The following is a 14,329-nucleotide window of genomic DNA, read 5'->3' on the forward strand; positions in this document are numbered from 1 at the left end:
ACACCCACACCCTCGGACCAGCCCGTGCCATCGGCCGCCGCGGCGAACGACTTGCACCGACCGTCCGCAGCCAGCCCCCGCTGACGGCTGAACTCGGCGAAGATCGTCGAGTCGGCCATGACGGTGACGCCGCCGGCGAGGGCCAGGTCGCTCTCGCCGCTCCGCAGCGACTGGGCCGCCAGGTGCAGGGCCACCAGCGAGGACGAGCAGGCGGTGTCCACGGTCACGGCCGGACCTTCGAGGCCGAAGGTGTAGGCGAGGCGTCCGGAGGTGACCGCGGCCACGTTGCCGGTCAGCAGGTAGCCCTCGGCGCTCTGCGGGGCGCGCCTGCCGCCGCCGAGGTAGTCCGGCTGGGTGGCCCCGACGAAGGTCCCGGTGCGGCTGCCGCGAACGGACGCGGCGTCGATACCGGCCCGTTCGAACGCCTCCCAGGCCGTTTCCAGCATCAGCCGCTGCTGCGGGTCCATGGCGACTGCCTCGCGAGGCGATATCCCGAAGAACTCCGCGTCGAACTCCGCCGCGTCGTACAGGAAGCCGCCGTGTCGGGTGTACGACGTGCCGGGCCGGTCGGGATCGGGGTGGTAGAGCCGGGCGAGATCCCAGCCGCGGTCGACGGGGAAGCCGGAGATGGCGTCACCACCGGAGTCCACCAACTCCCACAGCGACTCGGGCGAGTCGACCCCGCCCGGATACCGACACGCCATACCGACGATCGCGATCGGCTCGCCGGCACCGGCCGCGGGCGCCGCCGACACGGGCGCGGGGGTGCCGTCCGTCCCGGCGACGAGTTCGGCGAGCAGCAAGTCCGCGACGGCACCCGGAGTCGGGTGATCGAAGACGACGGCGGTGGGCAGGGGGACCCCGGTGGCCCCGGTGAGCCGTCGGCGCAGCTCCACCGCCGCCATGGAGTCGAAGCCCGCGTCCTGGAAGGGCTTCGCAGGGTCGACGGCGCCCGCGTCGGAGTGGCCGAGAACGGCGGCGGCATGACCGGTGACCAGGTCGAGCAGGGTGCGGCGGCGGGCGCGTTCGGGCAGGTCGGACAGGCGTCGTCGTAGTGCCGCGCGTGCTTCGGAGTGTTCGCTGTCGGCCGGTGTGGAGGGTCGGCGGGCTTCGGGGATCTCGTCGAGCAGCCGGGTCGGCCGGGCTCCCGTGAACAGGGGGGTGAAGCGATCCCAGTCGAGGTCCATGACAGCGGCGTCGGAACGCCCGCGCCCCAGGAGCAGACCGAGGGCGCTGAGCCCGGTCTCGGAGTCGAGCGGGCGGGCTCCGTGGCGTACGGCGTCGGCGTCGTCGTGGGCGGCCCAGGCGCCCCAGCGCAGATGGACCGCGGGCCGGGCCCGGCACAGGGCCGCGGTGCACGCGTCGGCCACGGCCTCGGCGATGTGGCCGACGGCTCCCAGCCATCCCGTGGCCGGGGACAGGACCAGCAGCTCGCCGTCGGTCGCGTCGAGTTCGCGCAGCGCCGGGTCCTGCTCGTCGAGGAGGGCCGCGAAGTGCGCGGCGGTCAGGTCGTCCAGCCGTACGGCGTCGTGGTGCGGGCCGATGTCGACGACTCGTCGGGCACCGCGCTGCCGTAACCGCTCGGCGAGTGGGGCGAACGCCTGGCCGAGTCCACCGGTGGTCACGACGGTGGTCGGTGACCGCCAGGTGTCCCGGCCCAGTGGGGAGGGTGGGGCGGTGGACCGGACGAGCCGACGCGCGTGAACGGCCGAGGCGCGGAGCGCGACCTCGTGTTCTCCGCCGGGTGCGGCGAGGAAGGCGCCCACTCGCCGGCCCGCGGCGCTGTCGGCGGTCGGGGGCAGGTCGAGCAGGCCGCCCCAACGGTCGGGGTGTTCCAGGGCGGCGACCCTGCCCAGACCCCACAGCGCGGCTTGGCGGCTGTCCGGGGCCGGGGCGGTGTCCTGCGGGGCGACCGCTCCCCGGGTCAGGCACCACAAGGGGGCGATCAGGCGCGCGTCGCCCGACGCCTGGAGCAGGGACAGCGTCTGCGGCAGGGACCCGTGGTCGCCGATCGCGAGCAGGGACAGTACGCCGTCGGGTCGCTGTCCCGTGGTCTCGCGCAGGGTTGCGGCGAGTCGCTCCCGGTCGTCGTCGGGGCCGACGTACAGCGGGACGAACCGGGCCTCCGCGTTCGCGTCGGCCAGAGTGTCCAGCCATGTGCGGGCCTCGGGGTCATCGGCGAGGACGGTGAGCCACGTGCCGCGCAGGGGCCGGTCCGAGCGGGTGGTGACGGGTCGCCAGGCCTCCTCGTAGCAGAGCGTCGCCGCACGGGTGTTACGGCGTTGGCGACTTCGCCAGTCGGCCAGTACGGGCAGGGCGGCGCGCACGACGGGCAGATCTGTCTCGGCGAGGTCGAGTTCGGCGGTCAGCCCGGGGAGGTCGTCGGTCTCGACCGCCTGCCAGAACCGTGCCTCCGCCTCGGAGGCGGGCGCACCGGCGGGCGCGGTCCCGTCGGCCGTGGGCTGCCACCAGTACCGCTGGTGCTGGAAGGCGTAGGTGGGCAGGTCGACGGGCCGTCCGCCGGGCCCGACCACGGCCGACCAGTCGACGGGGACGCCGCACGACCACAGGCGCCCCAGCGCGGCCAGCAGGGTTCGGGGCTCGGGCCGGCCCGCTCTGAGCACCCCGACCACCGTCGGCTGTTCGTCGGACGGTTCGGCGGCCAGGCACTCCTCGACCATGGGGACCAGCACCGGCTGGGGTCCCAGTTCCAGGAAGGAGGTGACGCCTCGGGTGCGCAGGGCGGCGACCGTGTCGGCGAAACGCACCGGGCGCCGGATGTGGCGCAGCCAGTAGGCAGGGGTACGCAGGTCGTCGCCGGTGGCCACCTGGCCGGTGACGTTGGAGATCACGGGGAGGGTGGGCCGCTGGAACGTCAGGTCGGCGATGGTGTCCTCGAAGTCGGCGAGCATCGGTTCCATCAGCGGTGAGTGGAAGGCGTGCGAGACGTGCAGCCGCCGGGTCCGGTGTCCGCCGGTGGTGAAGTGGTGGGCGATGCGCGCCACTTCGTCCGCCGCCCCCGAGACAACCACGGAGTACGGGCCGTTGACGGCGGCGATGTCGACGGCGTCCGTGAGGTGCGGCGTCACCTCCGTCTCGGTGGCCTGGATCGCGGTCATCGCCCCGCCGTCCGGCAGTGCCTGCATGAGTCGGCCGCGTGCCACGACGAAAGCGGCCGCGTCGCGCAGTGACAGCACGCCCGCGACATGTGCGGCGGCGATCTCACCGACCGAGTGGCCCGCCACCGCGTCGGCGCGCACGCCCAGCGACTCGGCCAGCCGGAACAGGGCCACCTCGACCGCGAAGAGAGCACACTGTGCGAACTCGGTGCGGTCCAGCACATCGTCCTGCGCCTGCCACACCAGGTCCCGCAAAGAGCGCCCGAGGAGCCCGTCGAAGGCTGCGCACACCTCGTCGAACGCTGCCGCGAACACCGGGAACGCGGCGTACAACTCCCGTCCCATTCCCGGGTGCTGTGCGCCCTGGCCGCTGAACAGCACGGCGGTGCGCGCACCGGGCCTCGCCCGCCCGGCCGACTCGAACCCGCCCGTGGCCGCCGCCTCGAGAGCGGCCAGTGCCTCGCCGCTGTCATGGGCGAGCACCAGCGCGCGGTGGTCCAGTGTGGCGCGGGTGGTGAGGAGGGCGCGGCCGATGTCGGTGAGATTCTGGCCGGGGTGGGCGGCGACATGGGCGCGGAGGCGTTCGGCCTGGGCGGCCAGCCCCTGGGCGGATCGGCCGGAGAGCAGCAGGGGGACGGGCAGGACGGACGGCGCGGGAGGTGTCTCCGCAGGAGCCTCAGCAGGCGTCTCCCCTGGTGTCTCCGTAGGTGTCTCGTCGGCCGGGGGCTGCTCAAGGATCACGTGGGCGTTGGTGCCGCTGATCCCGAACGAGGACACACCCGCCCGGAGGGGACGGCCCGTCCACGGCCACGGCCGGGGCGCCCTGAGCACCGCGACCCCGCCGGATTCCCATTCCACCTGGGGGGTGGGCTCGTCGACGTGCAGGGTGCGGGGCAGGGTCCCGTGGCGCATGGACATCGCCATCTTGATCACACCCGCGACACCCGCCGCGGCCGCAGAGTGCCCGATGTTCGACTTCACCGAGCCGATCCACAGCGGCTCACCGGCCGTCGGGGCACCGCTGTCCGGCGCACTCGGTCCGCCGGGGGCCCGAGGCGTGGTGGGCTCGCTGTGGTCCGGGTCCGTGACCTCGCCTTCGACCCGTGTCCGGCCGTACGCCTCCTGGAGGGCGCGGGCCTCGATCACGTCGCCGAGCCGGGTACCGGTGCCGTGGGCCTCGACGGCGTCGACCTCGTCGGGGCCGAGTCGGGCGTCGGCCAGCGCGTCCTCGATCACGCGCCGCTGCGCCGACCCGTTCGGGACGGTGAGCCCGCTGCTGGCACCGTCCTGGTTGACGGCCGTTCCCCGGATGACCGCCCAGACACGGCGGCCGTCGCGCACCGCGTCCGACAGCCGCTGAAGGACCAGTACACCGGCGCCTTCGGCCCAGGCCGTGCCGTCGGCTTCGGCGGCGAACGCCTTGCAGCGTCCGTCGGGGGCAAGGCCCCGCTGCCTGCTGAAGTCCACGAAGACACCGGGCGTCGCCATCACGGTGACGCCGCCGACCAGGGAGAGCCCGCACTCGTGATCGCGCAGGGCTCGCACCGCCAGATGCAGGGCGACCAACGACGAGGAGCACGCCGTGTCGACGGTCAGGGTGGGGCCTTCCAGGCCCAGGACGTGGGCGACGCGCCCGGAGGTGACGCTTGCGAGATTGCCGGTCAGGGAGTAGCCCTCGGCCGCCTCGGGAACCTGTCCTCCCGGCGTCAGGTAGTCCGGCTGGGTCGCCCCCACGAACACGCCCGTACGACTGCCCCGCAGCGCGGACGGGTCCAGGCCCGCGCGTTCGAGAGCCTCCCAGGACACCTCCAGCATGAGCCGCTGCTGCGGATCCATCGCCAGGGCTTCGCGGGGCGAGATGCCGAAGAACTCCGCGTCGAAGTCGCCGGCGCCGTCGAGGAAACCGCCCTCGCGCACATAGCAGTGTCCGGTGCGGTCGGGGTCGGGGTCGTAGAGACCGGCCAGGTCCCAATTGCGGTCGGTCGGGAACTCGGTGATGGCGTCACCCTCCCGGACGACCAGGTCCCACAGATCCTCAGGCGACGACACTCCACCGGGATAGCGGCAGGCCATGCCCACCACGGCCACCGGTTCGCCGTTCGCCTCCTCCAGTGTGCGGACCTGTTGCCTGGCCTTGCGCAGGTCCGCGGTGACGAGCTTCAGGTACTCCCGAAGCTTCTCCTCGTTGGCTCGGGATGCGCTCAATTGAGGCCCAGCTCCCTGTCGATCAGATCGAACATCTCGTCGTCCGAGGCCGCCTCCAGATCGTCGGCGTCGTCACTCGGGGCGTCCGGTTCCTCCAGGCTCCACAGCAGTGTCCTGAGACGCTTGACCGTCCTGTCCCGGCCGCCGTTGCCCGCGGCGAACCGCTGGACGGCGGCGACCAGTTCGTCAAGCGGGTCGGCAACGGGTTTGTCGCCACCGCGCGGGAGCAGAGCGCCGAGGTGGCGGGCGAGCTCGGCAGGGGCCGGATGCTCGAAGATCACGGTCGTGGGCAGGCGCAGCCCGGTGGCGGTGCCCAGCCGATTGCGCAGTTCCACCGCGGTCAGGGAGTCCAGTCCCAGGTGCGTGAAACCCCGGTCGGGGTCGATGGTGTCCGGCGTGCTGTGCCCGAGGACGGTGGCGGTGTGCGTCCGGACCAGGTCCAGCAGCAGGCGCTCGCGCTCCGCTTCCCCGAGCGCGGCGAGTCGTTCGCCCAGGGACACCGGCGTAGGCCCGTCGCCGCTGCCGGTGGCGGCGTGCGCGAGGGCCCGCGCTCCCCCGGCACCGACCAGGCCGCGCAGGACCACGGGCGCCTCGTCGCGCGCCCCCTGCTCGCGCAGCGCCTGCCGGTCGAACGCCGCCGGCACCATCACAGCTTCGCCTGCCTCCAGCGCCCGGTCCATCAGCGCCAGTGCACGGTCACTGTCCAGGGCCACCACCCCGAGCCGCCGCAGCCGTCCGCCGTCCGCCGCGGACGTCATCTCACTCGTCTCCGCCCAGTGCCCCCACGCCAGTGACACCGCGGGCAGCCCCTCCGCGCGCCGATGTGCTGCCAGGGCGTCCAAGTAGGCGTTGGCGGCCGCGTAGTTGCCCTGCCCGGGACTGCCCAGCACACCCGCGACGGAGGAGAAGAGCACGAACACGGTCAGGTCGAGGTCACGGGTGAGCTCGTGCAGGTTCCAGGCCGCCTCCACCTTCGGCCGCAGAACGGCCCGCAACCGCTCCGGAGTCAGAGCACTCACCACACCGTCATCGAGCACACCCGCCGCATGCACCACCCCGCGTAGCGGCTGGTCCGCCGGCACGGCCGCCAGCGCCCCTTCGAGCTGCGTCCGGTCAGCGGCGTCACACTTCACCACCGCCACCTGAGCGCCCAACTCGTTCAGTTCGGCGTGAAGTTGTGCGGTGCCCGAGGCGTCCATCCCACGGCGGCTGCACAGCACCAGCGACCGCACCCCATGGGCCCGCACCAGATGCCGGGCCACCAGACCGCCCAACGTGCCCGTACCGCCCGTGATCAACACCGTGCCCTCCGCACCCCAGCACGGCTGGGGCACGGTCAGCACCAGCTTCCCCACATGCCGGGCCTGACTCATGAACCGCAAGGCCTCCTCGGCCCGACGGATGTCCCACGTACGCACGGGAACCGGGGACAGCCGGCCCTCTCGCATCAGTCCGAGTACGTCGCCGAACATCTGCCGCACGCGGTCGACCCCGGCGTCCATCAGATCGAAGGCTTGGTAGTGGATGCCCGGGAACGCCTCCGCGTCCCGCACATCCGTCTTCCCCATCTCGACGAACCGGCCACCCTCCACCACCAACGACGCCGACGCCTCCACAAACTCCCCCGCCAACGAGTTCAACACCACATCAACCCGCGGGAACCGCTCCACAAAACCCAGCGAACGCGACGAAGCAATATGAGCGTCATCCAGCCCCAACGACCGAAGCACACCCCACTTGCCCTCACTCGCCGTACCGAACACCTCCGCCCCCACCCACCGCGCCACCTGCACCGCCGCCTGCCCCACCCCACCACTGGCCGCATGCACCAACACCCGCTGACCAGCCCGCAAACCCCCCAACACCACCAACCCGTACCAAGCCGTCAAAAACGCAACCGGCACCGACGCCGCCCGCACAAACGACCACCCCACAGGAACACCGACCACCAACCGCCCATCCACCACCACCACATCACCGAAGCCGTGCCACAGTCCCACCACCCGGTCTCCGACGCTCACTCCCTCAACGGCGGGCCCCACCTCCAGCACCACACCCGCGCCCTCGCTGCCGAGGCCCTTCTGTCCGGAGACCATGCCGAGGGCGACCAGCGCGTCCCGGAAGTTCACGCCGCTGGCGTGCACTTCGACCCTCACCTCGTGAGGTTCCAACGGTCGTGTGGCCGCGTCGGAGGGGACGATGCCCAGTGCCGCCAGGGTGTCGCCACCCGTGGCGGTGAGCTGCCAGCCCGGCTCATCGGGCAGCGCGAGACCGTTGTCGCGAGCCATCGGCCGGAGCCGCGGGACGAGGAGGACGTTGTCCCTGACCGCGATCTGGGGCTCTCCGGAAGCGATGGCGGCCGCAAGGGCCTGGCCGGCGTCGGCGTCCTCGACATCGACGACGGTCACCCGCCCGGGGTGTTCGGTCTGGGTAGACCTCAGCAGCCCCCACGCGGGAGCGTGCGAGAGGTCCGTCTTGAAGGCGTTCTCGACGGCGACCGCCGAGCGAGTCACCACGACCAGCCGGGACGTCCGCCAGCGTTCGTCGTCCAGCCAGTCCTGGAGGACAGTGAGGAGTGCGGTCAGCCCACCGTACGGTTCCCCGCCCGGCGCGAACGGTACGACCACCGCGTCGGGCACGGTCCGGCCGGCTGCGACGGCGTCACCCAGCGCGGTCCACCCGGGCAGTACCTCCGCACGACCGGCGAGCCCCAGGTCAGGGGCGCCGAGCACGACCCAGTCGCCGTCGGCAGTCGTGTCCGCCGCGCTCAACTGGGCCCAGTCGAGCCGGTGGAGTGCGTCGTCATCCCGGCGGTGGCCGAGCGCCTGGGGGGAGACCGGCCGCATCACGATCTCGCCGGCCGAGGCGACGGGCGCGCCCGTCGGGTCCGCCACCGTCAGTGACACCGAGTCGTTCGCCCCGCGCCGCACACGCACGCGCAGCGAAGAAGCCCCGACGGCGTGCAGGGACACCTCGCTCCACACGAACGGCAGGTGTGTCCGCGTGCCGTCCCCGCCCAGCATGGCCGTCTGGAGAGCCGCGTCGAGCAGCGCGGGGTGCACACCGAACCGGGCGGCACTGAGCTGGTGGTCCTGCGCCAGCGCCACCTCGGCGAACACCTCGTCGCCTCGTCGCCATGCGGCGCGCAGGCCCCGGAAGGCGGGGCCGTATCCGTATCCGGCGTCCGCGATCTCGGCGTAGAAGTCCTCGACGGCCAGCCGTTCGGCGCCGGACGGCGGCCAAAGCTGGAAGTCGGCGTCGGGAACCGGTTCTGTCGCGGGAGCGAGAATTCCGACGGCGTGCCGGGTCCACTCCGTGGCGACGTCGTCGTCCTGTGGCGAGGAGTAGATGTCGAGCGCACGCCGCCCTTCGGCATCCGCCTCCCGAACCCGCACCTGGACGACGACTCCGGCTTCCTTGGGCATGAACAGCGGCCGTTTCAGGGCAAGTTCGACGAGCCTGCCACAGCCGACCTCCGAGCCGGCGTGCAGGGCCATCTCCACGAACGCCGCTCCGGGCAGAAGCACGGAACCGAACACGGCATGGTCGGCAAGCCAGCGGTGGGTGCCGAGAGTGAGCCGCCCCGACAACACCACCTGGTCCTCGTCCGCGAGCCGCACGGTGTCACCGAGCAGCGGATGCGCCGAACTCGCACCCTCCAGCCAGTAGCGCTGGCGTTGGAAGGCGTACGTGGGCAGATCCACCACCCGTGCGTCCGTGCCCGCGAAGGCGGCGGACCAGTCGACGTCCACGCCCCGCACGAACACCTCGGCCAGCGAGGTGAGCACCCGCGGGACACCGCCGTCGCCGCGGCGCAGAGTCCCGGTCACCACCACGTCCGACAGCCCGGCCGTCTCCTCCACACCCACCGTCAGCACCGGATGCGGGCTCACCTCCGTGAACACCCTGTTCCCCCGCTCCAGCGCGGTGGCGACCGCGTCCTGGAAACACACCGTCCGGCGCAGGTTGGTCACCCAGTACTCCGCGTCCAGACCGACCGTGTCCAGCACCTCACCGGTCACACTGGAAATGAAGGGGATCTCACCGGTACGCGGCGTGATGCCGTCCAGGGCATCACGGATGTCATCGGCGATCCGGTCCACATGCGAGGAATGCGAGGCGTAGTCCACGGGGATGCGTCGCGCCTGCGGTACGCGGGCCAGCAGCTCTTCCAACGCGGCCACGTCACCTGAGACGACCGTCGACGACGGCCCGTTGACGGCCGCCACCGACAACCCCAGCCCAGCAGCAAGCTCCGACACCTCCTTCACCGCGAGCGGCAGCGACACCATCCCGCCCGAACCCGCCAACTCGCGCAACGCACGACTGCGCAACGCCACCACCCGCGCCCCGTCCTCCAAAGACAGGCCACCGGCCACCACCGCAGCCGCGATCTCCCCCTGCGAATGCCCCACCACCGCGGACGGCCGCACCCCGAACGACTCCCACACCCCCGCCAGCGACACCATCACCGCCCACAACGCCGGCTGCACCACATCCACCCGATCCAGATCACCGGCCAGGACATCGCGCAACGACCAGTCCACCAACGGGGCCAGCGCCGCCTCGCACTCCGCCATCCGCTCACCGAACACCGGCAAGCCGTCCCACAACTCAAGCCCCATACCCGCCCACTGCGCCCCCTGCCCCGGAAACACCAACACGGGCTGTCCCTGGACATGGACCGTGCCGACAACGGTGGCTCCGTCCGTGCGTTCCTCCTCCAGGGCTGCCAGGAGGGATGCGGCACCGGCGGGATCCGACGCCATCACGACGGCGCGGTGCGGATGGGCCGAGCGGGTGGTGATCAACGACCACGCGACATCGAGGAGTTCAGCATTTTGGAGGTCGTTCCTGAGCCGCGCTGCCTGCGCGCGCAACGCTTGGGCGCTCCGTGCCGTCACGACGAGCGGAAGGGTCCGCGGCGTCCGCGGGGTGGGCACCGGGCGGCGCTCCTCGGCCGGTGAAGCGTTCGGCTGCGGCTGCGGCTGCTCGATGATGAGGTGGGCGTTGGTGCCGCTCGCCCCGAAGGACGACACACCCGCCCGGCGTGGGCGGTCCGCGTCCGGCCAGGGTTGGGGTGAGGTGAGCAGGCGTACCGCGCCGGACTCCCAGTCGACGTGCGAAGACGGCTCGTCCACGTGCAGGGTGCGCGGCAGTGTTCGGTGCCGCATCGCCATGACCATCTTGATCACACCGGCGACGCCCGCCGCCGCCTGGGTATGTCCCAGGTTGGATTTCACCGAGCCCAGCCACAGTGGTTCGTCACCGAGACGGTCCTGTCCGTACGTGGCCAGGAGGGCCTGGGCCTCGATCGGATCGCCGAGCCGGGTGCCGGTGCCGTGGGCCTCCACGGCGTCCACGTCCGAGAGCTTCAGGCCCGCGTTCGTCAACGCCGCACGGATCACTCGCTCCTGCGAAGGACCGTTGGGAGCGGTCAGCCCGTTCGACGCGCCGTCCTGGTTGACCGCCGAGCCACGTATGAGCGCCAGCACCCGATGCCCCTTGGCGAGCGCGTCCGACAACCGCTCCAGTACCAGCATGCCGACGCCCTCGGACCAGCCGGTGCCGTCGGCCGCCGACGCGAAGGACTTGCACCGCCCGTCCCTGGCCAGCCCCTGCTGCCGGCTGAACTCGGTGAACAGGACGGGGGTGGCCATCACGGATACCCCGCCGGCCAGAGCGAGCGTGCATTCGCCGTTGCTGAGGGCCTGTGCCGCCAGGTGCATGGCCACCAGGGACGAGGAACAGGCGGTGTCCACCGTGATCGCCGGGCCTTCCAGGCCCAGGGCGTACGCGACCCGGCCGGAGACGATGCTGACCGACCGGCCGCTGAGGAAGTGCCCCTCGACTGCCGCCGGTTCGGTGTCGGAGCCGTAGTCCTGGTGCATCACGCCGGCGAAGACGCCGGTGGGGCTGGAGTGCAGGGAGGCGGCGGGGATGCCTGCTCGCTCCAGTGCTTCCCAGGACACCTCCAGCAGCAGTCGCTGCTGCGGGTCCATCGCCAGCGCCTCGCGCGGGGAGATCCCGAAGAACTCCGCGTCGAACTCGGGGGCGTCGTAGAGGAAGCCGCCTTCGCGCGCGTACGAGCGTCCCGGTCGGCCCTGGCCGGTGGTTAACAGGTGCGCGAGATCCCAGCCGCGGTCCGTGGGGAACGGGGCGATGGCGTCGGTGCCGGCCGCCACCAGGTCCCACAGGCTCTCCGGTGAGGTCACACCGCCGGGGTACCGGCAGGCCATGCCCACGATCGCGATGGGCTCGTTCGACTGGACAGCGGTAGCGGCGATGTCCTGTGCAGGCTTCCGGCTCCGGCCCGTGCAGCGGTGCGCGAGATCGCGGGCGAGGAGAGCGGGCGTGGGATGGTCGAAGGCCAGTGTGGCGGGCAGGCGCAGGTCGAGGGCGGTGGCGAGCCGGTTGCGCAGGCCGACCGCGGTGAGCGAGTCGAAGCCGATCGCTCGGAACGCCTGGTCAGGGTCGATGTCCTGGGGTCCCGTGTGGCCCAGGACGACGGCCACATGGGTGCAGACCAGGTCGAGCAGCGCTTGGTCACGCTCGGCGTCGGGAAGTGCCGCGAGGCGTTCGGCCTCGCCGCCCGGTGCGCTCCGGTCCCCTGCGGCAGCCACGGGCCGCTGCCGTCGGGGTATCAGGTCACGCAGTACGGGCGACACGGCGCCGGCGTCGGCCTCGGCGCGCAGGTGGGTGGGATCGGTCCGGAGAGGGAAGAGGAGCGGGCCGCCTAGCCCGCGTGCGGCGTCGAAGAGGGCGAGTCCCTGGTCGGTGGGCAGCGCGGGGAACCCGGTGCGGTCAAGCCGCTGCACGTCGCCGCTGTCCAAGTGCCCGGTCATGCCACTGGCTTCGGCCCATGGGCTCCAGTCGAGGCAGAGCACGGGCGAGCCCTCCGCCGCGCGGCGCAGTGCCAGGGCGTCGAGAAAGGCACTCGCGGCGGCGTAGTTGCCCTGTCCGGGGTTGCCGAGGAGACCGGCCACCGAGGACATCAGGACCAGCATCGTCCCCGTGTGTGCCGTGAGGTCGTGCAGGTGGACCGAGGTGTCGGTCTTGGGGCGCAGGACACGGTCCAGTCGGTCCGGTGTGAGGGTATGGAGCAGTGCGTCGTCGAGGACACCGGCGGCGTGCACGACGGCGTCGGGGGCGGGGGATGTCGTGGCGAACAGCGCTTCCAGGGCGCCGCGGTCGGTGGCGTCGCAAGCCGTGACGGTCACGTCGGCGCCGAGGGCGGACAGTTCGGCGGTGAGGGCGTCGGCACCGGGCGCGGTCGGGCCGCGCCTGCTGGTGAGGACGAGTCGGCGCGTGCCGTACTCGCGTACGAGGTGCCGGGCCAGCAGGCCGCCGAGCGTGCCGGTGCCCCCCGTGATCAGCACGGTCTCCCACGGTCCGGGCCGGGCTACGGAGGTGCTTTCGGATGCCGGTCGGGTACGGGCCAGGCGCGGCACAAGGGCCTGCCCGGACCGCACGGCCACCTGTGGTTCGTCGGTCGCCAGTGCACAGGTCAGGGCGTCCTGGTCGAGTCGGTCGAGGTCCACCAGGCCGAAGCGGCCCGGGTGTTCGGACTGGGCACTGCGGATGAGTCCCCAACAGGCGGCAGCCGCGGGATCGGTGGGACAGGCGTCGGCGCCGGCGGCGACGGCTCCCGACGTCACCACGACCAGGCGAGCCTCTGCCAGATACTCGTCGGCCAGCCACTCCTGGATCAGACCGAGCACACGGGCGACCGCGGCGCGGGCGTGCTCAGCGAGAGGGCCGTCGTCGTGCGCCGCCAGAGACGCCAGCACCAGTCCGGGCACGGTACCAAGCCGCCCGGCCGCCCGGCTCAGTTCGCCGAGGGACGCGTACGCGCGCGTGCCCTTCGGGACGTAGGCAGGTGCCTCTCCCAGCACCGCGCAGTCGGTCAGGTCGACGGGACGGGGCGAGGTGGAGGACGGGCTCACCCACTCGAGTTCGAAGAGGGCTCCATCGCCCAACTGCCTCACTCCTGGCACCCGTTCCTCACCCATGGGGCGCAGGATCAGGGAGCCGACGGACAGCACGGGCTGCCCGGTCGGGTCGGTCGCGGTGAGCGTCACCTCCTCGGCGTCGCCCTTGGTGAGCCGGACACGCAGCTCTGTCGCACCGGACGCGTGCAGGCACACCTCGGACCAGGCGAACGGTACGAGCAGCCGGTCATCCGTCCGGTCGGCCAGGAGAGCGTGCAGAGCACTGTCCAGCAGAGCGGGATGCAGGCCGAAGGTGGCGTGCTCGGCGTCAAGCGCTACCTCTGCGAAGACCTCGTCACCCTGCCGCCAGGCCCGCCGCAGTCCCTGGAAGGCGGGACCGTAACCGTAACCGGACGCATGCGCCGACTCGTACAGGCCGGCGGTGTCGAGCAACTGGGCCTCGGTGGGCGGCCATGCCTCGAAGGGCTCAATGACCGGCGTCTCTCCGTGCCGCAGCACGGCCCGCGCGTGCCGGGTCCACGCCTCCGCTTCGTTTCCGTCAGCGTGCTCCGGACAGGCGTAGAAGGTGACAGTGCGCTCCCCGTCCGCCCCAGCGGCCTCGATCACGACCTGGACGCGCGTCGCACCCTGGTCCGCGAGGACCAGGGGCGTCTCCACCACCAGGTCGTCAACACGGGTGCAGCCGACCTCGTCACCCGCGTTGACCGCCAGTTCGACGAAGCCCGCGCCGGGCAACACGACCGTTCCGAACACCCGGTGGTCGGCCAGCCATGGATGCGTGCTCACCGACAACAGGCCGGTCAGCACGACCTGTCCCGTTCCGGCGACGCGCACCGCCGCGTCCAGCAGCGGGTGCCGAGACTTGCCCGTCTCCGCCGTGCCCTCCAGCCAGTAGTGGCGGTGCTGGAAGGCGTACGTGGGCAGATCCACCACCCGTGCGTCCGTGCCCGCGAAGGCGGCGGACCAGTCGACGTCCACGCCTCGCACGAACACCTCGGCCAGCGAGGTGAGCACCCGCGGGACACCGCCGTCGCCGCGGCGCAGAGTCCCGGT

General features: G+C 72.2%; 2 protein-coding genes. Both read right to left on the reverse strand.

The annotated features are described in order from the left end of the window. Positions 1–5,324: beta-ketoacyl synthase N-terminal-like domain-containing protein (locus ACZ44S_RS38820; RefSeq protein ID WP_466938148.1), on the reverse strand; the 5,324-nt coding region annotated here is incomplete at its 3' end. Next, positions 5,321–14,290 (reverse strand): SDR family NAD(P)-dependent oxidoreductase, encoded by an 8,970-nt coding sequence (locus ACZ44S_RS38825; RefSeq protein ID WP_466938150.1) that lies wholly within the window; start codon positions 14,288–14,290, stop codon positions 5,321–5,323. The genes ACZ44S_RS38820 and ACZ44S_RS38825, both read right to left, overlap by 4 nt. Between the last annotated feature and the right edge of the window lie 39 nt (positions 14,291–14,329).

Source organism: Streptomyces malachitofuscus (assembly GCF_055571035.1).